The organism is Sphingobium cyanobacteriorum (assembly GCF_030580935.1).
GTDB lineage: Bacteria > Pseudomonadota > Alphaproteobacteria > Sphingomonadales > Sphingomonadaceae > Sphingobium > Sphingobium cyanobacteriorum.
In genome coordinates, this window is sequence record NZ_JAUQOM010000001.1 from 885,047 (window position 1) to 908,596 (window position 23,550).

Below are 23,550 nucleotides of genomic sequence, written 5' to 3' on the forward strand. Positions count from 1 at the left end.
CTGTCCCACGGGACAGAAGGAGCGCCATGACCGACAATCAGGATGACGGCCGCGTCGCGCTGGAGTGCGAAGCGGCCGTGCTGTACTGGACCTACCGTTTCGGCGTCACCCGCGACGAACTGGAGGAAGCGGTCGAGATGGTCGGCGACGATGCCGACGCCGTCGCCGCCTATCTCAACATCGCGCGCTGACGCACAAGAAAGGGCCGCGCAGCGCACGGCCCTTTTGCAGGATCGGGCCTTTTCCAGGATCAGGTTGGACCGGATCAGAAGGCCATGCGCGCCATGACCTGGAACACCGGCCCGGCCTTCTCGCTTTCCAGCTCATATTCGTCGAACTTGCGATCGATCTGGTCGGCCAGATTGTCGAACTTGTTGAACGCCTCGCGCTTGGCGCCGTTCAGCAGGTTGGAGCCGACCGCGCGGATCGTGAACTTTTTCCCGAACCGCTTTTCCACGAATATTTCCAGTTCCGCGCCATAACGGGTGGTGACTTCTTCCGAAATCACCCGGCTATAGGCCGCGCCCTGCTTGCGATAGGTCGCGCCGAACGCCGCGCCAAAGGTCGGGAAGTCCTGGATGAAGCCGAAATTATAGACATATTCCGACTGGTTGTTGAACCGGCGCTTGCCCAGCGCGTCGGTGATTTCGCTGTCCAGCCAGGATGCGTTGCCGAAGATGCCGGTATTGGGCAGGCCGATGAAGCCCAGGTCGGTCGACAGGTCGAACTCGACGCCATAGACCTTGCCGTTGCCGACATTCACCGGCGTATAGACGAAGGTGCCCTCGCCTTCCGACCCTTCTTCACCCGTGTTGGTCAGTTCGATCAGATCCTTCACGTCGCGGTAAAAGACATTGACGCCCAGGATACCGCGGCTGCCCATGCGATGCTCATAGCCGATATCGAAGCCCCAGGCGCTTTCCGGGTCGAGCCGCGGATTGCCGAGCAGATCGCTGTCGCCCACTTCTTCTTCCAGCGTGGACGGCAGGATATAGTCGAACTGCGGACGGCGCAGCGTCCGCGCGACCGATCCGATGATCCGGTCATGGTCGGTCAGCGACAGCTTGAACGAAGCCGAAGGCAGCAACTTGCCATAGCTGTTGGTCTGGCTGGCGATGTCGGCATCCACCGTATAGTCGGTGACGCGCACCTTGGTGTGCTCGTAGCGCACGCCCGCTTCCCACTTCAGGCTGCCATTGTCGCCCTCGACCAGGGCGAAGGCGTCGCGGCGCTGCTCCTTGATGCGGCTGTCGCCACCGTCGATCGCTTCCAGTTCCCCGAATGGGCCAGCCAGTTCGGTCGGATTGCGGTCGAACTGGTTCCAGTCGAAACCGGCCGTGCCATTATCGTCCGATTCGGCCTCGAAGATGCCGGTGCGACGCACCTTGTCCTGATAGAAGCCGCCGAACACGAACTTCATCGTCTCGCCCAGCGGGATTTCATGCTCCAGCTTGACGGAAAATTCCTGATCCTTGATGTTCGTCTGCGTCAGCGCGCCCTCGAACTCAGGCTCATCACCGGCTTCCTCGACCTTGAAGCCGATCTCATATTCGGTTTCGCGGCGATCCTCGATGAACTTGGCATAGCCCACGCGCAGCGAGGTCTTGCCCGCCGACCAGTCCTGCGTCAGCTTGCCGTCGATCGAGAAATTCTCCTGATCGATTTTCGCGACATTGGCATTATCGCTCAGCAGCTTGGCGGTGTCGTCATCCTCGCCGACATCGGCAGGGCCATGGACTCCAGTCGCCCGATTATATTCGAAGCTGCGCTCGTCCTCGGTGCGGTCGGTTTTCACATAAAAGCCGTTCAGCTTGAAATTGGTGTCGCCCGCGTCGATTTCGTAGGTGCCGTTGAAGCTGTAATCCTTGCCATCGCGGGTGTCGGTCTGGTCCTCGCGATTGTCGAACTCTTCGGTCGCATAGTCCGCGACATTCTCCGGCGAATCCTTGTAGCGCAGGCTGGCCTTCGTCTTGGGGTTGTGCCGCCCCTGCAAATTGCCGCCCAGCAACAGGCGGCCCGGCCCGACTTCGCCGCCCCACACAAAGCCCAGGCTCGGCTCCAGTTCATTGTCGTCATAGACCAGGCCACCGGCGCGGACATAGCCGCCATTCAGTTCATAGCCGTCGCGCAGGTTGATGTTGAGCGTGCCGGCGATCGCGTCGCCGGTCCGGCGCGCGGACGAGGACCGGACGATCTCGACGCTGGAAATCAGCTCGGCCGGGATGCGGTCCATGAAGAAGCTGCGGTCCGCCGACGATCCGGGCACGCGCTCGCCATTGATCAGGATCTGGGTATAGCCCGGCGGCAGGCCGCGCATCTGCGGCGCGTCGCTTTCGATCACGTCGGACAGGAAGGTGACGGACGGCACGCGCTTCAACGCATCGCCGGCGGTCAGCGGCTCGAACCGCTGGAAATAGTCGGTGCCATATTTCAGCACGGGTTCGGGCGTGTCGGTGCGATCGCGATAGCCGATGCCGGCAATGACGACGATGTCGCTCGCCTGGGTGATCGGACCATTGCTCCTGGCGATTTCATCATTGTCGGCAGGCGCCTGTGCAACAGCGTGAGAAGAAATCAGCGCCAACGATGCGCAACCAAGCATGAGCCACTTATTCGCGACCATATACGCCCCCTGTTGAATAAGAGATAAATTGACCAATGGGTCGTTTCTTGTATCTGACCCGTCAGAAGGGCCGCTAGGAGCTATTCATGACCGCCATGCGTAATGTATATTACAGTTCAATGATTTCCTGTTTCACTTTTATTACACTTGCCGGTTGTACCGTAAGTGAAACGGAAATGCCCGTCGCGGTCCGCATCGCCAACGCCACCCCCGCCGTCCCGGTCACGGCGCGCGGTGAAACCACCCCGGTCGGCACCGGCAATGCCGATGCGGCGGACGATCCGGCGATCTGGCGCAACCCCGCCGATCCGGCCGCCAGCCTGATCGTGGGCACCGACAAGAAGGCCGGGCTGTATGTCTATGGCCTGGATGGCAGGACGCGCAGCTTCCTCGACGCCGGCCGGGTCAACAATGTCGACCTGCGCGATCATGTGGCCATCGGCGGGCAGGACGGCATCCTCGTCGTCGCCAGCGACCGCAACGCCATCGCCAACGCCAAACTCGCCCTCTTCCGCCTCGACCCCGCCACCGCAAGGCTGACCGCGCTGGGCAAGGTCGATGGCGGCGCGGGCGAAGCCTATGGCGTCTGCCTCTACCGCGACGCCGCCACAACCTATGCCTTCATCGTGCTGAAGGACGGCACCATCAACCAGGTCGCGCTCGACACCGCCGGCACCACGCCCGCCGGCCGCATCGTCCGTACCCTGAAACTGGGCACCCAGTCCGAAGGCTGCGCCGTCGACGACCGCACCGGCATCCTCTATGTGGCGGAGGAAGATGTCGGCCTCTGGCGCTTCGACGCGCGCGCGACCGGATCGACCACGCCGGTCAAAATCGCGGCGGCCGACGGCAGGAATCTGGTGATGGATGCCGAAGGCGTCGCGATCGCGCCCATGGGTGAAAAGGACGGCTATGTCCTCGTCTCCAGCCAGGGCGACAATGCCTATGTCGCCTACCGCCTGCGCGACGACAGCTATGTCGGCCGCTTCCGCGTGGTCGATGGGGCCATCGGCGGGGCGGAGGAAACCGACGGCATCGACCTGATGCCGGGCGATTTCGGCCCGGCCTATCCCGGCGGGCTGTTCGTGGCGCAGGACGGCCACAACGGGGCAGCCGCGCAGAATTTCAAGCTGGCGGCCTGGGACGATATCGTCAAAGCGCTGGGATTGCCGGACTGACTGCCCGCCCGGCCCCATGACCATGCGAAGGACGATCAAAGGGGCCGGTTATATCGGCCTATCGGGCGTTCGCGTGACCGCCCGGCCTGTGATGCCCGGCCTGTGATGGCCAGTCTCTATGACGGCCGGCCTCCATGACGAAATGCGTGGCGCCTGCGCCGTCAGTGGCGCCGCCGGCGCAGGCCCCGCGATCCCGCCAATATCATGGCCCGCGTCACGCGCTCGGCCGGCGCTCCAGCACCGCGCCGATCATCGCCCGCCACACGCCCACGTCGCCGGCCTGCGCCATATGGGCGTCGGGTTCGCGCAGGGTGGACAAGATCGCATAGGCATCATCGACATGGGCCGGCCAGGCCGCATCCACCGCGCCGGCCGCATGGGGATCGCTGCCCTCGCCGTTCAGGCTCAGATGGCGACCGGCCAGAACACGGGCGATCCGTTCGATGGCGGGGGTGGCGGATGTCGGCATAGGGGGCATGCTCCTCTCAAACAGGCGGCGGTTTCGCTCTACCGCCGCCAATATATCATAGCTTTGGGGCCGCTGCTATCGGTCCTCCTCCCGGAAGCCGGAGGACGGCACCGGCTCGCCATGATCGCCCGGCTTGGTGGAGGACGGCGGATCGGATGCATCCATCGAATCCTTCAACCCCTCTTCCAGCTTCTCCTCATTGTCCAGCACATGGTCCTGCGCGTCGCTTTCGCGGGCATCGCCGGCTTCCTCGCGGCTGTTGGGACGGTGGTTGGTCTTGTCGGTCATGGCCTCTCTCCTTCAGGGCTTCCGCGCCCTTTCCCGATCAACGGACGGCCCCGTCGCCCGGTTCCCGCTTCGACCAACATGCACGCAGGTTCGACCAGCAACGATGCGGCCTGGAGACTTTTGCGCCCCACGCGCGTAAACAGGCCGGATGAACGATATTGCCGAAGACGGCGAACGCGGCGTGGCGCCGTCGATCGCGCTCTATTCCATACTGGGCTTCTGGTTATTCTATACCGTCATCGTCAGCCTGCGCGCGGCCGTGATCGGCTTCGACGCACAATGGGAACTGGCCGCCCGGCGCATGGTGGTGGCGACGATCGGCATCATCGTCACCTGGATTTTCTACCTTGTCCTGCGCCGTTTCGACGGCAGGCCGCTCGCCGTCCGCATCGTCGCCGCCTTCTCGCTCGCCGCGCCCTTCGCGCTGGCGATGGCGGTCGCCAACTATTATATCTTCAACGTCTATGATCCCGTCACCCTCTTCCCCGATGCGGAATCGAAGAAGAAGATGGCGGAGCATGGCTATGTCCTCATCTCCATCGTGGAAGATGCGATCAGCCGCTATTTCTTCCTCGCCGCTTGGGCCGGCCTCTATCTTGCGCTGTCCTACGCCAGCGAAGCGCGGCGCACCGAACGGCGCGCCGCCCGGCTGGAACAGGCCGCGCAGCAGGCCGAACTGCGGTCCCTGCGCTATCAGGTGAATCCGCATTTCCTGTTCAATACGCTCAATTCGCTTTCCACCCTGGTCATGCGCAACCGCCCGGACGAGGCGGAAAAGATGATCATGTCGCTCTCCAACTTCTACCGCACCAGCCTCACCGGCGATCCGCTCGACGATGTGCCGCTGGAGGAGGAAGTGCATCTCCAGAAACTCTATCTGGATATCGAAGCGGTGCGCTTCCCCGACCGGCTGGTGACGGTGATCGACATTCCGCCCGCGCTGATGGGCGCCTGCGTGCCGGGGCTGATCCTCCAGCCGCTGGTCGAAAATGCGATCAAATATGGCGTGTCGCGCACCTCCAGCCCCGTCACCATCACCATCACCGCGCGCGAGGATGGCGACCTGATGCACATCGCGGTCGCCGATAATGGCGACAATCCGCCGGGCGCGGGCGATGCGGGCAGCGGCATCGGCCTGGCCAATGTCCGCGACCGGCTGAGCGCCCGCTTTGGCGATTCCGGCACCATCGTCTATGGTCCGCGTGAAGGCGACGGCTTCTCCGTGCTGCTCACCCTCCCCATCATCCGCCGGGGCTGCTGAACCTATGTCCATCCGCACCATGATCGTCGACGATGAACCGCTCGCGGTCGAACGGCTCCAGATGCTGTGCGCGCGCGAACCGCGCATCGCGCTCGTGGGCACCGCCACCGACGGCGAAGCGGCGCTGCGCCTGATCGAAGGGCTGCGGCCCGATCTCGTCATGCTCGACATCGCCATGCCGCTGCTCGACGGCATCGGCGTCGCCCGCGCGGTGGGGCGCATGGGCATCCGCCCCGCCATCATCTTCGTCACCGCGTTCGAGGGGTTCGCGGTGGAAGCGTTCGATCTCGCCGCGGTCGACTATCTGCTCAAACCCGTCGCGCATGACCGTCTGACCCGCGCGGTCGACCGGGTCGAAGCCGCGCTGCGTCACCCCTCGCCCGGCGACGCCCCGGCCATCCCGGCCGCAGCGACGCCCGAATGGGCGGAGGAATTCTGGGTGCCGCACCGTTCCGAACTGATCCGCATCGCCGCCGACCAGATCGACCGGATCGAGGCGGAACGCGACTATATGCGCCTGCATGTGGGAACGCACAGCTATCTGCTGCACCAGACGATCAGCAGCCTGGAGGAACGGCTCGACCCCCAGCAGTTCGTGCGCCTGCACCGCAGCCATATCGTCCGCCGCGACCATATCGCCCGGCTGCGGCACGATGGCAGCGGCGTCTGGTTCGCGGCGCTGGCCGATGGCGGGGAAATCCGCATCGGCCGCACCTTCCTCGCCAACGCGCGGGCGATGACCGGGCGCTAGGCGCGATGACACGGGTTTGCTTCGTCCTTGCAAGCGCAGCGCGGCAAGGACGGCGCGGGTCGATCTGCCGTCATCCCGCCTTAAGCCGCTGCACCACCCCACGCAAAAAGGCCCGGCATCCCGCCGGGCCTCTTGTCACGCAGGCATCACCGACGCGGCATCAGTTGCCGACGACCGGCCGCACCTCCTGGCTTGTGCTCGCATCGGCATAGCGTTCCTGCGTTTCGGCGCGGGCGATGGCGGCGCTGATCGGCGCCTCGACATGGGCGATCGCCTGGGCGCGGCAGGCCATCTGGGTCGACAGGTCGGTCGAGGCACAGACTCGGCTGGCGGCGCGGGCGATGCGGCTGCGCAATTGCCGCTGATCGGCGGCCTTGGTCAGGTCCAGATCGCCATGGCGCACCTCGGCGGTGCGGCCGTTGGACAGGAATTCCTGCGCGGATGCCGCGCCGCCGGTGGCAGCCAGGGCGACGGACGCCAGGATGGCGGCGCATTTGGACGAAACGAACATGGGCTTATCTCCTCAAAATCTGTTGTCGCCGGCGCGCCGCCAAGGGGGGCTGTACGGGGCACCGGGTGCGAACGGGGGAGCCGGGGGTCTGTCGGGGTCGGCGCCTGTCCCGTTCGCCCATCCTCTCTAGCGGAGCGGTCCATCGCCCGCCCGCCCGCTTCGACCGATGGCGACCCTGCTCGGCCAACGACCGATGGGACGACGAAGCGCCGACCGGACCGGACGAACGGCGCGACGAACGACATGGCCGCCGCCGCAAACGACATGCTGCCGTAACGGAAATCGGGAATCGGGCGATGCCGCACGGATATGAAAACGCCCCCGGCGCAAGGGAGGGCCGGGGGCGTATCCAGGCGCTGTCGGGCACTCGGATCGGGCGATATATCAGGGCAGAGACGACGCCATCGGCGCTGAACCATCCCTTAACGGGCGGCTGCCTCTCTGCTCATGACGGCCAGCATAGCGCCATGCCGCGCCCGCGCGCCGCCGCTTCGATGATCGGTTGCGCCCTGCCGCCCGGCGGCATGGGCGACAGACGAACGGCGCTCATCCAGCCATGAACGACATGGCGGGGTGGCGACGCGATGCGCGCCGCCGCCCGCAATGCGTCAGCCCAGCACCAGAAAATCGACATTGCTGAGCGTCAGCCCCGGCGTCACCTGCGCGAACAGCACCGCCGCGCCCGCGCCGCTGCCATCGGCATCGTAGAAGATATTGCCGCTCGCGCTGTCGAAGAGGATGCGGTCGTCCGCCTCCAGCGCCACCGCGCCCGTCTGGAACGCCCCGAATGCGAGCGATCCGTTCTCGCCGCCCAATGCGCCAAAGGCCGACCGGAACAGGCTGATATGATCGTCGGTGGCCGAAAAATCGGTGATCCTGTCGACATTGTCCGCGCCCAATGCCGTGTCGAACACGAAATTGTCGCCGCCGGCCCCGCCGGTCAGCACGTCATGGCCCGCGCCACCCCACAGCGTATTGCTGCCAGCATTGCCGCGCATGTCGTTGGCCAGCGCGTTGCCATGGCCGACCAGATTCTCGCCGCCGACGAACCGCAGATCCTCGACATGGTCGCCCAGCGTGTAGGCCACCGAACTGATCACCAGATCATGCCCCTCGCCCGCCTGCTCCACCACGACATCGCCCGCGCTGGCGACATGATAAATGTCGTCCCCGCCCTTGCCGATCATCATGTCCGCGCCCGCGCCGCCATTCAGCCGGTTGTTCCCCGCATTGCCGGTCAGCACATTGTCCTGGCCATTGCCGGTCGCATCGATATTGCCCCGCCCGGTCAGCGTCAGCGCCTCGACATTCCCGACCAGTCGATAGTCCACGACGGCGAATACGGTATCATAACCGCCGCCAACCTTCTCCACGACCTTGTCGCCGGCGTTGTCGACATAATAGACATCGTCGCCCAGCAGCCCGATCATCACGTCCGCGCCGTCCAGCCCGCTGATCACATTGCCATGATCATCGCCCGTCAGCCGGTCGGCAAAGGCCGACCCCCGGATATTCTCGAACCCGGTCACGGCATCGACACCCGCCCCGCGCGTGTTCTGCGCGCCGTCGATCCCCAGCGACACCACCACGCCGGCGGCGGCATGTTCATAGCTCAGGCTGTCCACGCCCGCCCCGCCATCCAGATAATCGCGCCCCGCGCCCCCCTCGATCCGGTCATCGCCCGCACCGCCAAACACGCGATCGTCGCCCGCGCCCGCCAGGATCAGGTTGACGCCGTCATTGCCGACGATCCGGCTGTCGACATTGCCCCCGACCAGCACACGCGCCGTTCCGAGCATCCTGACCGCCTCGATCGACTGGCCGGAAAGGTTCAGGTCGACGCTGGTTCTGACGCTGTCATAGCCCTCGCCCGCCGTCTCGATCACCCGCGTTCCGGCGCCGTCCACGACATAGGCATCGTCGCCCCCCTCGCCGACCAGCAGGTCCGCGCCGCCCTTGCCGTCCAGCATATTGGCATCGTCATTGCCGATCAGCGTGTTGGCACTGGCATTGCCGGTCGCATTCAGCGCACCGCTGCCCGACAGCACCAGCATTTCGACATCGCGCCCTTCCAGGCTGTAGGATACGGCGCTGTAGATCGTGTCGTAGCCCTGACCGGGCACTTCGACGACATTGTCCAGCACATGGTCGACCAGGAAGATATCGTCGCCGCCCAGCCCCGCCATGGTGTCGCCGCCATGCCAGCCATCGATCACATTGTTGCCGGCATCGCCGGTCAAATGATCGCTGTAGAGCGACCCTTCGATATTCTCGAAATTACTGACCGTGTCGGTGCCTGATCCACCCGTCGCCTGCGGCCCGGCCGCCGCGAGCGATATGGTGACGCCGCTCGTCGCGATCGAATAGCTCAACTGATCGATGCCCGCGCCGCCGTTCAGCACATTGTCGCCGGCATTGGCGCGAATGATGTTGTTCAGACCATTGCCAGTGACATTGGCGTTCGCGCTGCCGGTCAGGTAGATATAATCGACGAAATTGCCCGAAGCGTCCACGCTGGCGCTGGCGAAGATATTGTCATACCCCTCGCCGTCATTCTCGATAACGACATCGCCAGCATCATCGACATAATAGGTGTCGTCGCCCGCGCCACCGGTCATCGTATCGGCCCCGGTGCCGCCGTCGATACGGTTGATGCCAAAATCCCCGGTCAATATGTCGTCGAACGCCGAACCCGTTACATTCTCGACATTTGCCAAGCTATCGCCAGCACCACCTGTCCCCGCCAGCAGCGATACCGTTACACCAGCCGCTGCCTTGCGATAATCGACGGTGTCGTTACCTTGCCCGCCATCAATAATGGCGCCGGAGCCAGCCGCAAGGAACAGGTCGTGGCCGTCTCCGCCGGACAGGTTGACCGAGTTGCTCTCCCATTCGACAATATCGTTCCCCGCACCGGCTTCGACCTTGATCGGATCAGCCTGAACGGCGATCGTCAGTCTATCGTCAAACTCCGACCCGCGAAGATAAACAAGTTTCTCGATATTCTTGATGGTACTGCCGCTGAACAGGAAAGGCGCGGCGCCCGTAATCCCGATCGAGTTGAACGTCACACCAGCGCTTGCGCCGCCCAGCGAAAGGTAGAGCGTGTCAAAGCCGTCGCCGCCGTCTGCATCATCACCAAATCCGATCGACAGAACATCATTGCCTGCCCCCCCAACAAGCCTGTCCTTTTCGGTGCTCAAATCGGGATAGGCCGAAACATTCTGCGCGACGAACTCACCAGAGGCCATCCAGTCGTCGTAATCACCCCCAAAAATGCGGTCAGCGCCCGCTCCGCCGAATATATAAGCGCCCCGCGAGTAGCCAAACTGATCTGCAGCATGAAGTTCGTCGTCGCCGTCCTCGCCGTAAATCTTTTCTCCGCCGGCAATATAGTCACTGCCTGAACCGCCATAGGCTTGATAGGTCGAGTAAATCAGATCGTTGCCGGCACCGCCCATGGCGACGCTTGAACGCTTTCCAACCAACGTATCATCTCCAGCGCCTCCCAAAAGCCTAGTTGACCCTCTGGCTTCGAGATAATCGTCACCGTTGCCGCCAGACATATAATAGGTGCCAAGTCCACCGATGACGTGATCATCTCCACCCATAGCGTAAATGACTTGGTTTTCGTCCAGATAGGTAAAGTCTATATTGTCTGAAAAATTACTGCCTTCAAGCCAATCGACATACTCTATATCTTTGAAACTGCCCGTTCCGATAGCAGTAACTTCATCATATCCAAAAGCGATGGTGACACCACTTGATGCGCCGATTAGGCTAAGAAAAAGGCGGTCTTCGCCACTGCCACCATCCACAATATCATTGTAACCGGCAAAAATAATGTCGTTCCCTGCACCTCCATTCAGGCGGTCGGTCTCTGCACCCGCGTCAAACAGAAGTTTGCTCGACGACGTAAAGAAGCCATAGAAATCACTATTCATATCGGCGGAGAACAGGAAATCGTTCCCATAGCTGCCGCTCAACGTGTCGCTGCCGCCATAACCCGCAATTCGATCATCTTCATAATCGCCTTGAAGAAGATCGTCGGCTCCCGTGCCGATATATTTTGCCATCTAATAATCCCCCAGAATCAGGCGCAAAAATAGCATCAGGACGTTGATCGTCAATCTCGCTTCGGCGCAAACGACCATCTTGCGCGCGTGAAACGGCGCGCCATCTTGAGCGCACCCCCTTGCCCCGTCCCCTCTGAACAAATAAAGAACGACCCTATGAGTCTCACCCACATCTCCGTCCGCGGCGCGCGCGAGCACAACCTCAAGGGCGTCGATGTCGATCTGCCCCGCGATGCCCTTGTCGTCATCACCGGCCTGTCCGGTTCGGGCAAATCCTCCCTCGCCTTCGACACCATCTATGCGGAGGGGCAGCGCCGCTATGTGGAATCGCTCTCCGCCTATGCGCGCCAGTTTCTGGAAATGATGCAGAAGCCCGATGTCGAGCATATAGAGGGACTGTCCCCCGCGATCAGCATCGAACAGAAAACGACCAGCCGCAATCCCCGCTCCACCGTCGCGACCGTCACCGAAATCTACGACTATATGCGGCTCCTGTGGGCGCGCGTCGGCATTCCCTACAGCCCCGTCACCGGCCTGCCCATCAGCGCCCAGACCGTCAGCCAGATGGTCGATCGCGTCGCGGCCTTGCCCGAAGGCACCCGCTTCTACCTGCTCGCTCCGGTCGTGCGCGGGCGCAAGGGCTCATATGCCAAGGAACTGGCCGAATGGCAGAAGGCGGGCTACACCCGCGTCCGCATCGACGGCGAACTCTATGAGATCGAGGATGCGCCCGCGCTCGACAAGAAATACAAGCATGACATCGAAGTCGTGGTCGATCGCCTCGCCGTGTCCGACGACATGGGCACCCGGCTGGCCGACAGTTTCGAACAGGCGCTCAAGCTGGCCGACGGCCTCGCCTTCGTGGACCTGGCCGACGGCGTGGTGCCGGGCCGCGCGGATGAAGCGGAATCCGTCGGCAAGATGAAGAATAGCGGCATCCCCGCCAACCGCATCGTCTTTTCCGAAAAATTCGCCTGCCCGGTCAGCGGCTTCACCATCGCGGAGATCGAACCGCGCCTCTTCTCCTTCAACGCGCCGCAGGGCGCCTGCCCCGCCTGCGATGGCCTCGGCGAAAAGATGCTGTTCGACCCCGAACTGGTCGTCCCCAACGAAGCGCTCTCCCTCAAAAAGGGCGCGGTCGTCCCCTGGGCCAAGTCCAACCCGCCCAGCCCCTATTATATGCAGGTGCTCGGCTCCCTCGCAAAGGAGTTCGGGTTCAGCCTCGACACCCCCTGGGCCGACCTGCCCGGCGAGGTGAAGCTCATCATCCTCCACGGCACCGGCGGCAAGCCTGTCACCCTGCGCTTCCAGGACGGCAAGAAAAGCTATGAGGTCAAGAAGGCGTTCGAGGGCGTCATCGGCAATTTGAATCGCCGTCTGCTGCAAACCGACAGCGCCTGGATGCGCGAGGAACTGAGCAAATATCAGACCGCCATGCCCTGCGAAACCTGCGGCGGCGCGCGGCTCAAGCCCGAAGCGCTCGCGGTCAAGATCGCGGGGGAGGACATCTCCCTCTCCACCAGCCGCTCGGTCGTGGACGCGCTCGCCTTCTTCACCGCGATGCCCGACAAGCTGAACGACCAGCAGAACCAGATCGCCCGCGCCATCCTCAAGGAAATCGTGGAGCGCCTGGGCTTCCTCAACAATGTCGGCCTGGATTATCTCAACCTCGACCGCACCAGCGGCACCCTGTCGGGCGGCGAGAGCCAGCGCATCCGCCTCGCCAGCCAGATCGGCAGCGGCCTGTCGGGCGTGCTCTACGTCCTCGACGAACCCTCGATCGGGCTTCATCAGCGCGACAATGACCGGCTGCTCGTGACCCTCAAGCGCCTGCGCGACCTGGGCAACAGCGTCATCGTGGTCGAGCATGACGAGGATGCGATCCGCGCCGCCGACTATATCGTCGACATGGGGCCGGGCGCGGGCGTCCATGGCGGCACCATCGTCGCGCAGGGCACGCTGCCCGAAATCCTGGCCCACAAGGACAGCCTGACCGCCGACTATCTCAACGGCACCCGCCGCATCGACGTGCCGGCCAGGCGCCGCAAGGGGTCGGGCAAGAAACTCACCGTCCACAACGCCCGCGCCAACAATCTGCGCGGCGTCACCGCGTCGATCCCCTTGGGCACCTTCACCTGCATCACCGGCGTATCGGGATCGGGCAAGTCCAGCTTCACCATCGACACGCTCTACGCCGCGTCCGCCCGCGCATTGAACGGCGCGCGCATCATCGCGGGCGCGCATGACAAGGTGACGGGCCTCGACCATTGCGACAAGGTGATCGACATCGACCAGTCGCCCATCGGCCGCACCCCGCGCTCCAACCCGGCCACCTATACCGGCGCCTTCACCAACATCCGCGACTGGTTCGCCGGCCTCCCCGAAGCCCAGGCGCGCGGCTACAAGCCCGGCCGTTTCAGCTTCAACGTCAAGGGCGGCCGCTGCGAAGCCTGCACCGGCGATGGCCTCATCAAGATCGAGATGCACTTCCTCCCCGACGTCTATGTCACCTGCGACGTGTGCCACGGCGCGCGCTACAATCGCGAAACGCTGGAGGTGAAGTTCAAGGGGAAGAGCATCGCCGACATACTCGACATGACGGTCGAGGATGCGGTGGAATTCTTCAAGGCCGTGCCGCCGATCCGCGACAAGATGGCGATGCTCGCCGAAGTGGGCCTGGGCTATGTCAAGGTCGGCCAGCAGGCCACCACCCTGTCCGGCGGCGAAGCCCAGCGCGTCAAGCTCGCCAAGGAACTCTCGCGTCGCGCCACCGGCAACACCCTCTATATATTGGACGAACCCACCACGGGCCTCCATTTCGAGGATGTGAGAAAGTTGCTCGAAGTCCTCCACGCGCTGGTCGACCAGGGCAACAGCGTGGTCGTGATCGAGCATAATCTGGACGTCATCAAGACGGCGGACTGGATCATCGACATGGGGCCGGAGGGCGGCGTGAAGGGCGGCGAGGTGGTGGCGGAAGGCACGCCGGAGAAGGTCGCGAAGGAGAAGCGGAGCTTTACCGGGCGGTATCTCGCGCCGCTGCTGGGTTTAGAGGCTTTGGCGGCGGAGTAATTTATGCTTTTAAAACTATCCCAAAATCATAAGCTCGTTCTGTGAGCGAACATACGGTAAATTGGCTAATCTACACGTGCCTGATCGGGTTGGTCCCGGTTTTTTCACGGCTTTGCGTGTGGATTGTATCTACTTCCGGCGTTGATCCAATCGCCGTGAGTGATTTGATAGCCTTTGGCTTAGTTCTTCACGTTTCAAATATTCATCAAGTCAATAGTTTGGATGAATATGATAGAAGATGGAAAAGTGTTCATAATGGGCTTTCATCAATTTTTATCGTCATTTATAGCCTTCTTATGTTCACAACTATAATAAAAATTGATATTATAAATTATAAATCAATAAAAATAATGTCGATTTTACTAAGTTTAGTTTCGTTTATGCTTAGCTTTTCGGTATTTTATAGAACTAATGGAAAACCATTCCGAGATACAAATGGGATTGTTCAATGAAATTAATCCATCATATCCCGGAAATTATCTTAGGTATAGCAAGTATATCAGGTGCTGTTGGTAGCATCTGGTCGATATTTCATACTCGCAAAAAATACTACAATAATTATATAAAGAATCGGAGGAAACGGTAATGCGGAATTTTATCTATCTTGATTCTGATAAATTACGTTCGTTTTCTTCTCAAATGTTTGAGGGTGTTGCCGATTTTGTAGTTCGTTCCGAACAAAGCAACAACGAGACTAGTGCCGAACAAAAAGGGCCGGTTGGCAGCGGAAGGACGCTTGCCGATATATTTAAAGAATCTAGAGCAACTACGGAATTAAGGTTTCTAGAAGATCATGCATACAGTATATTTGAGGATAAAATATCTGAATCGAAAATGATTCAGAATGTCACATTTGAACAAGAGATATTAGATCTTCCGTTTTTAAAGGTCTGCGGTCAAACAAAAATCAATGACACGAGAGCAACCAATGCTCTTGTATCCAATTTTAACAGCATCGGTTTGGCACTTTATACTGCTATAAATTTTCAATCTCTATCCGAAAAATCTCTCGGGAAATTTCCATCTGATAATGATTTAAAAAATCGAGCTAAAGCAGAGGGTATGCAGATGGATCAAAAGCTGTTGAGTAGCTTGTCTACTTTGATAGAATTTGGTCTTAATGGAATGCTCGAAATTGAAATGACCTTTCCGTCATTTTCGTTTACTGCTCCATTAAAACGCGAATTTTTGAGAGAGAATGAAACAATTTTAATTCAAAAATATTCACGATTGCCGCATAAACACTTTACAGTTGTTGGTTCAGTTACACAGGTGAAAGATCATATAATTACGAGAGATATTAACAATGTTGGAGATCAAGATAATATAAAGAAGGCCATTCGAGTTTTAAGCGAGCATATGCATAGCGTTGAAGATGCATTTGCTGGACCGTCATCAGGCGAAATTGTTCTTGATCCCATTGCCGTATACTTAGAATTTTAATTGCATTTACAATTTGCATTCTTTAATCGACACAAATTTGGTTCGCTGATAACCTCCCTCCATGACCAAACTCACCCCCATCGAGTCCGAGTTCGCGACGACCGAAGAGGCGGAAGCCTATGACGCTTGGTTCCGTGCGACGGTCGAAGCGCGCATGAAATCCAACCGGCCCGGAATCCCGCATGACGCGGCCATGGCACGGATGCAGGCCATCATCGATCGGCGCAAGAAAGACTGATGCTCCCGCTCATCTGGCACGACGAGGCCCTGGATGATCTGGAAAATATCGTCGATTTCATCGAGACACATAATCCGCTGGCGGCTGACCGTATCGGCAACGCCATCCGCCATGTCGCTGAGCGCCTGCCCGATCATCCCTATATGTACCGTACAGGCCGCGTCCCTGGCACGCGCGAAGCGCTGGTGACACCCAATTATGTCATCATATACCGCGTCCACGACATCATCGAGATATTGGCGGTCAAACACACCCGCCAACAATATCCCTAGCCCCCTCCCCCGACAGCCGCTAACCCCTTGACCCAAGGCCACGACTCCGCTCGCGCGCCAGAAACGGGGAGGGACCAACCATGACATTCCGCACCACCGCCGCCACGCTCGCCGCCGCCCTGCTGCTGGCCGCGCCCGCCGCGCGCGCCAATGACGGCGACGACAATGCCTTCATCCTCGTCAACAAATCGACGGTGGACGCGATCCAGTTCTTCACCAAGCGCAAGGATGGCAGTTGGTCGAACGACTGGCTCAAACTGCCGGTCAAGCCCGCCACCACCCGCGCGCTCAAATTCTTCGCGGGCGACGAACGCTGCGAAGTCCAGACCCGCATCGTCTTTGCCGACGCCAGCGAATTCAACAGCCCGGTCGATTATTGCGGCGTCACCAACTTGGTCGTCACCGACAAGAACATGTTCACCCAATAATCGCCGCCAAACGCCGCCCGGCCCGCCGCACGCGGGCCGGGCGGCCCATCGTTCTCATTTTGTTCTGTCCTACACGCCCCCGATCTGCCTACCCTGCCGGCAAACCCTTTAGCCGGAGGCACGCGACCTATGTCCTATCACGACCCTATCCTCCCCACCGCGCACCCGCAAATCCGGGTCGATGGCTGGAGCCCCGCGCGGCAGCGCCGCTTTCTTGAAACCCTGGCCGCCACCGGCGTCGTCCGCCTCGCCTGCGAAGCGGTGTGCATCACCCCGCGCGCGGCCTATACGCTGCGCATCCGCCGCGACGGCGCGGCCTTTCGCCTGGGCTGGGACGCGGCGATCCTCATCGCTCGCGCGCGCCTCGCCGATGATCTGCTGGCGCGCGCCATCACCGGCTGCACCGACACGATCCGCCGCGACGCGGACAATGTCGAAGTCACCCGCCACCGCCACGACAACCGCCTCGCCATGTCGATGCTGTCGCGGCTCGATCGCATGGCCGACTCGCCGCCCGAAGGGTCCGACGCCGCGCTCGCCCGTGTCGTGGCGCAGGATTTCGTCGCCTTTCTCGACCTGATCTGCCCGGACGATCAGGCGCGCGACGAAGCCGAGCGGCTCGACCTCCCCCGTCCCGGTGCCGAACCGTCGGCCCGCACGATGGAGGACGCGCATATGCTCGACGGCGCGCCCCCCGACCTGCCCGATCCGCTGGTGGAGGACAGCGCCGCCATCCTCTCCCCCGCCGCCTCGGTCGCTTTGTTCATCGCCGCCCGCCTGCCGCTCCAGGGCGCGCAGAAACCGCTATTTTACGGCACCCAGGAACGGTGTGAACTTCGCCCCGAACCGCTCGTCAATCTTGCCACCCTGCCGCCCGATCAGGCCGCAACCCGGCTGCGCGGCGTCTGGTATGATGAGGATCGCGACGCCTGGCGCACCGATTATCCCGCGCCGCCCGGCTTCACCGGCGACCAGGAGGACGATGTCTATGAAATCGATTATTACGAACGCGACCTGACGGCGGAGGAAATGGACGCCCTGGCGCAGCGGCAGGCGGACGAGCGCCGCCCCTATGAAGTCGCCGCCGCCCGCGTGCGCGACGCCTATTTCGGCTTCGTCGCGGCGGGCGGCATGGCGGGCGCGATGGCGGGTGCCGGGGCCTCTTCCGGCGTCGCCGCCAGCCCCGGCTGACCGCGCCGCACGCCTGTCTGCACGACGCGATTTGCTATTTGCCCGGCGCTGCCCTATATGGGTGTGGCTACAGTCGCAAATCGACAGGTCTTTCGGTGCTTTGCGGCTCCCTATCTCCTTCTTTCCCTGCCCCTTAGCAACCCGGCTCGTCCGCGTTGGACGCGCCGCATCGAAAGAAGGAATTCTTCATGAGCATCACCGGAACCGTCAAATTCTTCAACGCCGACAAGGGCTATGGCTTCGTCGCTCCCGACGATGGCAGCCCGGACGCGTTCGTTCACATCACCGCCGTCGAGCGTGCGGGCCTTGCCACGCTGCGTGAAAAGGACCGGATCACCTATGATCTGGAACAGGATCGTCGCGGCAAGATGGCGGCTGTGAACATCGCCCACGCCGAATAAGCGGCCCGTGGTGCGGCGGGCTTCGGCCTGCCGTACCCGGTCGCTGGCCCCCGTCGCGTTCCTTTCGGGGGCGCGGCGGCGCGGGCCGGCCGGGCGTCGCTCTCATGGCGTCCGGCCATTTATCTTGCAGGAGCATGTCCATGGCCGGCCCCGATTATCTCGCTCTCGCCGCCAGGGCGCATGACGAAGCCGCCGCCGCCACGCTGGACAATGTCCGCGACCGCTGCCTGCGTTCCGAAGCCGCCTTTCTCGGCATGGCGCGTCGCCAGGACCTGATCGACACCAACCGCGCCCGCCGCGAACGGGGCGAACAGATCAGTTGACGGCGATCGCCGCTCGCCCCGTCGCGGCGATGGCGCGGCGCAATATTTCTGCGGAACTCCCCCGCACCCTGCCGGTTAATGCTCCGAACCCCAAAAAATGGAGCACTTCCCATGATCCGCACCCTGATCTTCGGCGCCATCGCCGGTTATGTCGGCAAGAAGCTGTATGACGACGGCAAGCTGACCGAATTCAAGGACGACCTGGTCGCCCGCTATCATGATGCCAAGGCGAACCTGGACGCCCAGCGCGCCGACACCGCCCCGGTGATCAGCCCGACGACCAGCCCGGCCGCCCCGCTGGCGCACTGATCTTCTCATTGTCCGGTTCCGGCGGCATATCCCCCCGCTTGCCGCCGGTCGCCGCCCGTCCGCCGCCATATCCCCCCTCTCTCGGCGGCCGGCGGGCGGCCCTCTTTTGTGGGGCAAAGGAACAAGGACAGGCCATGCGCAAACCCATCCTCGCCGTCGCCCTGCTGGCCATGCTGCCGCTGGGCGCCTGTGCATCGGACAATTACGGCAGCAGCTACGGCTATGACCGCCCCGGCGACCGCCGCGGCCCGCCCCGCTACCAACGCCGTCCGATCCGCGACAATGAAGAAATCTACCGCGACCGCGACGGACGCTATTATTGCAAGCGGGACGACGGCACCACCGGCACCATCGTCGGCGCCATTGCCGGCGGCGTGCTCGGCAACGTCATCGCACCGGGCGGTTCCAAGACGCTGGGCACCATCCTGGGCGGCGCTGGCGGCGCCCTGGCAGGCCGGGCCATCGACAAGAACGACATCAACTGCGAATGACATGAAAAAGGGCGCGGCAGTCATGCCGCGCCCTTTCCTACATCGTGACGCTGGATTACAGCTTGCCGGTAAGCTCCGGCACCACCTTGAACAGATCACCGACCAGGCCATAGTCCGCCACCTGGAAGATCGGCGCGTCCTCATCCTTGTTGATGGCGATGATGGTCTTGCTGTCCTTCATGCCCGCCAGATGCTGGATCGCGCCGGAAATACCGACCGCGACATAGACTTCGGGCGCGACGATCTTGCCGGTCTGCCCGACCTGATAGTCGTTGGGGACATAGCCCGCATCGACCGCCGCGCGCGACGCGCCGACCGCCGCGCCCAGCTTGTCGGCCAGCGGGAAGATGACCTGCTCGAACGTCTCGCCATCCTTGAGCGCCCGGCCGCCCGACACGATGATCTTGGCGCTGGTCAGTTCGGGACGCTCCAGCTTGGCGATCTCGGCGCCGACGAAGGACGAAAGCCCCTTGTCGCCGGTCGACGCCACGGCTTCCACGACCCCGTTTCCGCCTTCCTTGGCCGCCTTTTCAAAGGCGGTGCCGCGCACGGTGATGACCTTCTTGGCATCCTTGCTCTTGACGGTCGCGATCGCGTTGCCGGCATAGATGGGGCGCGTGAACGTGTCTTCGCTCTCGACCGACAGGATATCGCTGATCTGCATCACGTCGAGCAGGGCGGCGACGCGCGGGGCGATATTCTTGCCGTTGCTGGTGGCCGGCGCGACGAAGGCGTCATGATGCTCCATCAGCGCGACGATCAGCGGCGCGACATTTTCCGCCAGGGCATGGCCGAAAGCGGCGTCATCGGCGACATGGACCTTGCCCACGCCAGCAATCCTGGCGGCTTCGGCGGCGACGCCATCGACGCCCTGGCCGGCGACCAGCAGATGGACTTCGCCCAGCTTGCCGGCGGCGGTGACGGCGGAAAGGGTCGCGTCCTTGACGACGCCACCTTCATGTTCAACCCAAACAAGTGTCTTGCTCATGCGGCTACTCCCAGAGCTTTCAGCTTTGCAACCAGTTCATCCACATCGGCGACCTTGACGCCGGCCGAGCGCTTGGCCGGCTCCACGACCTTGAGCGTCTCCAGACGGGCGCTTGTGTCCACGCCGTAATCGGCGGGGGTCTTTTGCGCCAAAGGCTTGGACTTGGCCTTCATGATGTTGGGCAACGAGGCGTAACGCGGTTCGTTGAGGCGCAGGTCGGTGGTGACGATCGCCGGAAGAGTGAGCTTCACCGTCTCCAGCCCGCCATCGACTTCGCGCGTCACATTGACGTTGCCATCGGCAACCTCGACCTTGCTGGCGAAGGTGCCCTGCGGCAGGCCCAGCAGCGCGGCCAGCATCTGGCCGGTCTGGTTGCTGTCGTCGTCGATCGCCTGCTTGCCCAGGATGATCAGGCCAGCGCCTTCCTCTTCCTGCACCTTGGCCAGCAGCTTGGCCACGCCCAGCGGCTCGACCTCATCGTCGGTCTGGATCAGGATGGCCCGATCCGCGCCCATGGCCAGCGCCGTGCGCAAGGTTTCCTGCGCCTTCGCTACACCGATGGATACCGCGATCACTTCGGTCGCCACGCCCTTTTCCTTCAGGCGGATGGCTTCCTCGACCGCGATCTCGTCGAACGGGTTCATGCTCATCTTGACGTTGGCCAGGTCGACGCCCGACCCGTCCGCCTTCACCCGCGGCTTCACATTATAGTCGATGACCCGCTTTACGGGCACAAGGATCTTCATCTTCAACATCCTCCGTTTTCAATGCCAGCACGGGCGCGGGCAGCCCGTTACCGGACCACCCGCACCCTGCGTTGTTCGTTCAGGCTGGAAGGTGCCTCAGGCTGCCTTCCTCACTTCCGCCACGATCTTCTTGGCCGCGTCGCCCAGGTCGTCCGCCGGGACGATCGCCAGGCCGGACGAGGCCAGAATGTCCTTGCCCTTCTGGACGTTGGTGCCTTCCAGGCGCACCACCAGCGGGACCGACAGGTTCACTTCCTTGGCGGCGGCGACGATGCCGTCGGCGATGATGTCGCACTTCATGATGCCGCCGAAAATGTTGACCAGGATGCCCTTGACCGCCGGATCCTTCAGGATGATCTTGAACGCCGCCGTCACCTTCTCCGTGGTGGCGCCGCCGCCCACGTCCAGGAAGTTGGCGGGGAATTCGCCGTTCAGCTTGATGATGTCCATGGTCGCCATGGCCAGGCCCGCGCCGTTCACCATGCAACCGATATTGCCGTCCAGCTTGATGTAGGCGAGGTCATATTTGGACGCTTCGACTTCGGCCGCATCTTCCTCGGTCAGGTCGCGCAGTTCGGCGATGTCCTTGTGACGGAACATGGCGTTGCCGTCGAAGCCGACCTTTGCGTCCAGCACCAGCAGGTTGCCCTGCTCGGTCAGCGCCAGCGGATTGATTTCGATCTGCTCGGCGTCGGTATCCAGGAATGCGGCATAGAGCGACGAGGCAACCTTGGCTGCCTGCTTGGCGAGGTCGCCGGTCAGGCCCAGCGCCGCCGCGATCGAACGGCCATGATGCGGCTGGAAGCCGGCGGCCGGATCGACCGAGAAGCTGTGGATTTTCTCAGGGGTCGAGTGGGCGACTTCCTCGATGTCCATGCCGCCTTCGGTCGACACGACGAAGGCGATCCGGCTGCTGCCGCGATCGACCAGCAGCGCGAGGTAGAATTCCTTGGCGATATCGGCGCCGTCGGTGATGTAGAGGCGGTTGACCTGCTTGCCGGCGTCGCCGGTCTGGATCGTCACCAGCGTGTTGCCCAGCATGTCGGTGGCATGGGCCTTGACCTCATCCAGGTTGAAGGCGAGGCGGACGCCGCCCTTCGCTTCGGGGGCCAGTTCCTTGAACTTGCCCTTGCCACGGCCGCCGGCATGGATCTGCGACTTCACGACATAGAGCGGCCCAGGCAGCTTCTTGGCGGCTTCGACCGCTTCCTCGACCGAGAAGGCGGGATAGCCAGCGGCGATCGGCGCGCCATATTTGGCCAGCAATTCCTTGGCCTGATATTCGTGAATGTTCATGGGCTGGCCCGTCCTTGTTGCGTTGAACCTGATGGTCAGCGGCTAAGCACAGGGCGATTCGGCGCGCCAGAAGATTTTGCAAAATCACTTTGCAAAATTGCAAAACCTGATTCGGCGGCCGCACCGATATCGGCCGGCCCGCCGCAAGAATGTCAGAAGGCGCACCGCAGCGCGGCGGCGCTCGTCACCGCCAGAATCTCAGGATCTCCAAGCGCGCGGACCTTGTGGAGCAGGCGATCGACGGTCATGTCCGGGCTGTGCGACTTGCGGAGCGATGCCAGCGACTGGAGCTTGCGCAACTGCATGATGCTGAGCCTGCCGGTCATACGCGGCGCCATGCAGCCGGCCATTTCTGGCGCCAGGCCAGCCTCCACCAACCCGGCGCGCAGCCGTGATTCGGGCGACAGCGACGTGCAGGACGGTAGCAGAAGGGCGAAGGCGGCGAACAGCGTGACGCGCGACGATATTGTCCTGAGCATGATTGTCCTGAGCATGGAAATTTCCATGGCCCGATCGGCCTGAACGGAGGATAAACATGCCTGCTTCGCAAAGGAAAATCCATGTTCGATCGCTTCTTCGCCGCCCTGTCGCATCGCGTCGCCAACATGGCGGGGCAACCGCCTGCCTTCGTGCTGGCATTGACCATCGTTCTGGTCTGGCTCCTGACCGGGCCACTGTTCGACTATTCCGATACCTGGCAACTGGTCATCAACACCGGCACGACCATCATCACTTTCCTGATGGTGTTCCTGATCCAGAATGCACAGAATCGCGACGGATCAGCCATCCAGGCCAAGCTGGACGAGCTGATCCGCGCTTTGGAAACCGCGCGTAATGATTTCATCGGCATCGAACATCTGACCGAAGCGGAACTGGAACGCATCAAGGCCGTGCTGGAACGGGAATGCGGCGACGACGCCATGCATCACCGCGCCATCGAACGGCTGCTCCAGCGACGCTGAGACGCACGCTCGTCAATGGGCGTGCGCAAGCCGCCTTTCATTTTCACGACGATAGGCGTCAATCTGTTCAGTATAGCTTTGCGCCAGACTTTCATAAGCCGCCCGCCCCTTGGATGAACGGCTGCTCTGCGCGTTGATCAAAGACATCTGCTGACGATGCAGCAGATAATTCACGTCCTTCTCCATGGTCGCCCTCCTCCCGTATCGTGCAAGAGATTGGTCGATTGGCTGAC

At 62.0% G+C, this 23,550-nt stretch carries 27 protein-coding genes and 1 pseudogene; 16 read left to right on the forward strand and 12 right to left on the reverse strand.

The genetic code is table 11. The features are described from left to right. Positions 1-26 precede the first annotated feature (26 nt). A complete protein-coding gene (locus Q4610_RS04300) occupies positions 27-191 on the forward strand; it encodes a DUF3606 domain-containing protein (protein ID WP_304534754.1) in 165 nt (54 codons plus the stop codon). 74 nt (positions 192-265) lie between these two features. Here Q4610_RS04300 and Q4610_RS04305 read toward each other — a convergent pair whose 3' ends face one another. Beyond that, the gene (locus Q4610_RS04305; protein ID WP_304534755.1) at positions 266-2,623 is read right to left on the reverse strand and encodes a TonB-dependent receptor plug domain-containing protein; all 2,358 of its coding nucleotides are present in this window, start codon (positions 2,621-2,623) and stop codon (positions 266-268) included. A gap of 119 nt (positions 2,624-2,742) precedes the next feature. Here Q4610_RS04305 and Q4610_RS04310 point away from each other — a divergent pair, with 119 nt between their 5' ends. After that, the gene (locus tag Q4610_RS04310; RefSeq protein WP_304534874.1) at positions 2,743-3,801 is read left to right on the forward strand and encodes a phytase; all 1,059 of its coding nucleotides are present in this window, start codon (positions 2,743-2,745) and stop codon (positions 3,799-3,801) included. A 214-nt stretch (positions 3,802-4,015) separates the two neighbouring features. Here Q4610_RS04310 and Q4610_RS04315 read toward each other — a convergent pair whose 3' ends face one another. Both Q4610_RS04315 and Q4610_RS04320 read right to left on the reverse strand, forming a co-directional pair. Next, the gene (locus Q4610_RS04315) at positions 4,016-4,270 is read right to left on the reverse strand and encodes a hypothetical protein (RefSeq protein WP_304534756.1); all 255 of its coding nucleotides are present in this window, start codon (positions 4,268-4,270) and stop codon (positions 4,016-4,018) included. A gap of 75 nt (positions 4,271-4,345) precedes the next feature. Beyond that, on the reverse strand, positions 4,346-4,558 hold the full coding sequence (locus Q4610_RS04320) for a hypothetical protein (RefSeq protein ID WP_304534757.1): 213 nt from the start codon (positions 4,556-4,558) through the stop codon (positions 4,346-4,348). 148 nt (positions 4,559-4,706) lie between these two features. Here Q4610_RS04320 and Q4610_RS04325 point away from each other — a divergent pair, with 148 nt between their 5' ends. Together Q4610_RS04325 and Q4610_RS04330 are read left to right on the forward strand one after the other, a co-directional pair. Further along, the gene (locus Q4610_RS04325; protein WP_304534758.1) at positions 4,707-5,819 is read left to right on the forward strand and encodes a sensor histidine kinase; all 1,113 of its coding nucleotides are present in this window, start codon (positions 4,707-4,709) and stop codon (positions 5,817-5,819) included. A gap of 4 nt (positions 5,820-5,823) precedes the next feature. After that, positions 5,824-6,570 carry a LytR/AlgR family response regulator transcription factor gene (locus Q4610_RS04330; RefSeq protein WP_304534759.1) on the forward strand — a complete coding sequence of 249 codons (747 nt, stop codon included), beginning with the start codon at positions 5,824-5,826 and terminating at the stop codon, positions 6,568-6,570. Positions 6,571-6,730: 160 nt separating this feature from the next. Here the strand turns inward: Q4610_RS04330 and Q4610_RS04335 are convergent, their stop codons facing one another. The 4 genes and pseudogenes from Q4610_RS04335 to Q4610_RS21765 all read right to left on the reverse strand — a co-directional run. Continuing rightward, positions 6,731-7,081 carry a UrcA family protein gene (locus tag Q4610_RS04335; protein ID WP_304534760.1) on the reverse strand — a complete coding sequence of 117 codons (351 nt, stop codon included), beginning with the start codon at positions 7,079-7,081 and terminating at the stop codon, positions 6,731-6,733. A gap of 445 nt (positions 7,082-7,526) precedes the next feature. After that, positions 7,527-7,715: a hypothetical protein gene (locus Q4610_RS04340; protein ID WP_304534761.1), complete on the reverse strand. Its 189-nt coding sequence runs from the start codon at positions 7,713-7,715 to the stop codon at positions 7,527-7,529. Next, positions 7,690-10,569 carry a beta strand repeat-containing protein gene (locus Q4610_RS04345; protein WP_304534762.1) on the reverse strand — a complete coding sequence of 960 codons (2,880 nt, stop codon included), beginning with the start codon at positions 10,567-10,569 and terminating at the stop codon, positions 7,690-7,692. Before Q4610_RS04345 ends, Q4610_RS04340 begins: the two co-directional genes overlap by 26 nt. A gap of 312 nt (positions 10,570-10,881) precedes the next feature. Beyond that, positions 10,882-11,157: pseudogene (locus tag Q4610_RS21765) on the reverse strand (hypothetical protein); the annotation flags it as partial. 156 nt (positions 11,158-11,313) lie between these two features. Here Q4610_RS21765 and uvrA point away from each other — a divergent pair. The 11 genes from uvrA to Q4610_RS04400 all read left to right on the forward strand — a co-directional run bounded on the left by uvrA (position 11,314) and on the right by Q4610_RS04400 (position 19,325). Then, entirely contained in the window at positions 11,314-14,229 is a 2,916-nt protein-coding gene (gene uvrA, locus Q4610_RS04350; RefSeq protein WP_304534763.1) for an excinuclease ABC subunit UvrA, read from the forward strand. Positions 14,230-14,270: 41 nt separating this feature from the next. Next, complete coding sequence (locus Q4610_RS04355; protein WP_304534764.1) at positions 14,271-14,681, forward strand: hypothetical protein; 411 nt, start codon at positions 14,271-14,273, stop codon at positions 14,679-14,681. Positions 14,682-14,814: 133 nt separating this feature from the next. Continuing rightward, positions 14,815-15,672: a DUF6414 family protein gene (locus Q4610_RS04360; RefSeq protein ID WP_304534765.1), complete on the forward strand. Its 858-nt coding sequence runs from the start codon at positions 14,815-14,817 to the stop codon at positions 15,670-15,672. Positions 15,673-15,733: 61 nt separating this feature from the next. Continuing rightward, the gene (relB, locus tag Q4610_RS04365; RefSeq protein ID WP_304534766.1) at positions 15,734-15,910 is read left to right on the forward strand and encodes a type II toxin-antitoxin system RelB family antitoxin; all 177 of its coding nucleotides are present in this window, start codon (positions 15,734-15,736) and stop codon (positions 15,908-15,910) included. Then, positions 15,910-16,182: a type II toxin-antitoxin system RelE/ParE family toxin gene (locus Q4610_RS04370; protein ID WP_304534767.1), complete on the forward strand. Its 273-nt coding sequence runs from the start codon at positions 15,910-15,912 to the stop codon at positions 16,180-16,182. Before relB ends, Q4610_RS04370 begins: the two co-directional genes overlap by 1 nt. 80 nt (positions 16,183-16,262) lie before the next feature. Further along, positions 16,263-16,610 (forward strand): hypothetical protein, encoded by a 348-nt coding sequence (locus Q4610_RS04375; protein ID WP_304534768.1) that lies wholly within the window; start codon positions 16,263-16,265, stop codon positions 16,608-16,610. A gap of 129 nt (positions 16,611-16,739) precedes the next feature. Further along, entirely contained in the window at positions 16,740-17,801 is a 1,062-nt protein-coding gene (locus Q4610_RS04380; protein ID WP_304534769.1) for a hypothetical protein, read from the forward strand. Positions 17,802-17,989: 188 nt separating this feature from the next. Beyond that, entirely contained in the window at positions 17,990-18,202 is a 213-nt protein-coding gene (locus Q4610_RS04385; protein WP_093022591.1) for a cold-shock protein, read from the forward strand. Between the two features lie 140 nt (positions 18,203-18,342). Continuing rightward, entirely contained in the window at positions 18,343-18,525 is a 183-nt protein-coding gene (locus Q4610_RS04390) for a hypothetical protein (protein ID WP_304534770.1), read from the forward strand. A 111-nt stretch (positions 18,526-18,636) separates the two neighbouring features. Continuing rightward, a complete protein-coding gene (locus tag Q4610_RS04395; RefSeq protein WP_304534771.1) occupies positions 18,637-18,834 on the forward strand; it encodes a hypothetical protein in 198 nt (65 codons plus the stop codon). A 134-nt stretch (positions 18,835-18,968) separates the two neighbouring features. After that, the gene (locus Q4610_RS04400; protein ID WP_304534772.1) at positions 18,969-19,325 is read left to right on the forward strand and encodes a glycine zipper 2TM domain-containing protein; all 357 of its coding nucleotides are present in this window, start codon (positions 18,969-18,971) and stop codon (positions 19,323-19,325) included. A 55-nt stretch (positions 19,326-19,380) separates the two neighbouring features. Here Q4610_RS04400 and Q4610_RS04405 read toward each other — a convergent pair whose 3' ends face one another. The 4 genes from Q4610_RS04405 to Q4610_RS04420 all read right to left on the reverse strand — a co-directional run bounded on the left by Q4610_RS04405 (position 19,381) and on the right by Q4610_RS04420 (position 22,849). Next, on the reverse strand, positions 19,381-20,313 hold the full coding sequence (locus Q4610_RS04405; protein WP_304534773.1) for an electron transfer flavoprotein subunit alpha/FixB family protein: 933 nt from the start codon (positions 20,311-20,313) through the stop codon (positions 19,381-19,383). Beyond that, positions 20,310-21,059 carry an electron transfer flavoprotein subunit beta/FixA family protein gene (locus tag Q4610_RS04410; RefSeq protein WP_304534774.1) on the reverse strand — a complete coding sequence of 250 codons (750 nt, stop codon included), beginning with the start codon at positions 21,057-21,059 and terminating at the stop codon, positions 20,310-20,312. The genes Q4610_RS04405 and Q4610_RS04410 overlap by 4 nt, the downstream gene beginning before the upstream one ends. 96 nt (positions 21,060-21,155) lie before the next feature. Beyond that, positions 21,156-22,355 (reverse strand): ADP-forming succinate--CoA ligase subunit beta, encoded by a 1,200-nt coding sequence (gene sucC, locus Q4610_RS04415; protein WP_304534775.1) that lies wholly within the window; start codon positions 22,353-22,355, stop codon positions 21,156-21,158. Between the two features lie 152 nt (positions 22,356-22,507). After that, positions 22,508-22,849: a hypothetical protein gene (locus Q4610_RS04420; protein WP_304534776.1), complete on the reverse strand. Its 342-nt coding sequence runs from the start codon at positions 22,847-22,849 to the stop codon at positions 22,508-22,510. Positions 22,850-22,915: 66 nt separating this feature from the next. Between Q4610_RS04420 and Q4610_RS04425 the strand changes: the two genes are divergently transcribed. After that, a complete protein-coding gene (locus tag Q4610_RS04425) occupies positions 22,916-23,317 on the forward strand; it encodes a low affinity iron permease family protein (protein ID WP_304534777.1) in 402 nt (133 codons plus the stop codon). A 12-nt stretch (positions 23,318-23,329) separates the two neighbouring features. On the opposite strand, the gene Q4610_RS04430 is transcribed toward Q4610_RS04425, so the two are convergent. Further along, positions 23,330-23,503 carry a hypothetical protein gene (locus Q4610_RS04430; RefSeq protein WP_304534778.1) on the reverse strand — a complete coding sequence of 58 codons (174 nt, stop codon included), beginning with the start codon at positions 23,501-23,503 and terminating at the stop codon, positions 23,330-23,332. Positions 23,504-23,550 lie beyond the last annotated feature (47 nt).

Coding starts and splice junctions, on each gene's coding strand:
- Q4610_RS04300 (WP_304534754.1), top strand. CDS start 27: ATGACCGACAATCAGGATGACGGCCGCGTCGCGCTGGAGTGCGAAGCG.
- Q4610_RS04305 (WP_304534755.1), bottom strand. CDS start 2,623: ATGGTCGCGAATAAGTGGCTCATGCTTGGTTGCGCATCGTTGGCGCTG.
- Q4610_RS04310 (WP_304534874.1), top strand. CDS start 2,743: ATGATTTCCTGTTTCACTTTTATTACACTTGCCGGTTGTACCGTAAGT.
- Q4610_RS04315 (WP_304534756.1), bottom strand. CDS start 4,270: ATGCCGACATCCGCCACCCCCGCCATCGAACGGATCGCCCGTGTTCTG.
- Q4610_RS04320 (WP_304534757.1), bottom strand. CDS start 4,558: ATGACCGACAAGACCAACCACCGTCCCAACAGCCGCGAGGAAGCCGGC.
- Q4610_RS04325 (WP_304534758.1), top strand. CDS start 4,707: ATGAACGATATTGCCGAAGACGGCGAACGCGGCGTGGCGCCGTCGATC.
- Q4610_RS04330 (WP_304534759.1), top strand. CDS start 5,824: ATGTCCATCCGCACCATGATCGTCGACGATGAACCGCTCGCGGTCGAA.
- Q4610_RS04335 (WP_304534760.1), bottom strand. CDS start 7,081: ATGTTCGTTTCGTCCAAATGCGCCGCCATCCTGGCGTCCGTCGCCCTG.
- Q4610_RS04340 (WP_304534761.1), bottom strand. CDS start 7,715: ATGTCGATTTTCTGGTGCTGGGCTGACGCATTGCGGGCGGCGGCGCGC.
- uvrA (WP_304534763.1), top strand. CDS start 11,314: ATGAGTCTCACCCACATCTCCGTCCGCGGCGCGCGCGAGCACAACCTC.
- Q4610_RS04360 (WP_304534765.1), top strand. CDS start 14,815: ATGCGGAATTTTATCTATCTTGATTCTGATAAATTACGTTCGTTTTCT.
- relB (WP_304534766.1), top strand. CDS start 15,734: ATGACCAAACTCACCCCCATCGAGTCCGAGTTCGCGACGACCGAAGAG.
- Q4610_RS04370 (WP_304534767.1), top strand. CDS start 15,910: ATGCTCCCGCTCATCTGGCACGACGAGGCCCTGGATGATCTGGAAAAT.
- Q4610_RS04375 (WP_304534768.1), top strand. CDS start 16,263: ATGACATTCCGCACCACCGCCGCCACGCTCGCCGCCGCCCTGCTGCTG.
- Q4610_RS04380 (WP_304534769.1), top strand. CDS start 16,740: ATGTCCTATCACGACCCTATCCTCCCCACCGCGCACCCGCAAATCCGG.
- Q4610_RS04385 (WP_093022591.1), top strand. CDS start 17,990: ATGAGCATCACCGGAACCGTCAAATTCTTCAACGCCGACAAGGGCTAT.
- Q4610_RS04390 (WP_304534770.1), top strand. CDS start 18,343: ATGGCCGGCCCCGATTATCTCGCTCTCGCCGCCAGGGCGCATGACGAA.
- Q4610_RS04395 (WP_304534771.1), top strand. CDS start 18,637: ATGATCCGCACCCTGATCTTCGGCGCCATCGCCGGTTATGTCGGCAAG.
- Q4610_RS04400 (WP_304534772.1), top strand. CDS start 18,969: ATGCGCAAACCCATCCTCGCCGTCGCCCTGCTGGCCATGCTGCCGCTG.
- Q4610_RS04405 (WP_304534773.1), bottom strand. CDS start 20,313: ATGAGCAAGACACTTGTTTGGGTTGAACATGAAGGTGGCGTCGTCAAG.
- Q4610_RS04410 (WP_304534774.1), bottom strand. CDS start 21,059: ATGAAGATCCTTGTGCCCGTAAAGCGGGTCATCGACTATAATGTGAAG.
- sucC (WP_304534775.1), bottom strand. CDS start 22,355: ATGAACATTCACGAATATCAGGCCAAGGAATTGCTGGCCAAATATGGC.
- Q4610_RS04420 (WP_304534776.1), bottom strand. CDS start 22,849: ATGCTCAGGACAATCATGCTCAGGACAATATCGTCGCGCGTCACGCTG.
- Q4610_RS04425 (WP_304534777.1), top strand. CDS start 22,916: ATGTTCGATCGCTTCTTCGCCGCCCTGTCGCATCGCGTCGCCAACATG.
- Q4610_RS04430 (WP_304534778.1), bottom strand. CDS start 23,503: ATGGAGAAGGACGTGAATTATCTGCTGCATCGTCAGCAGATGTCTTTG.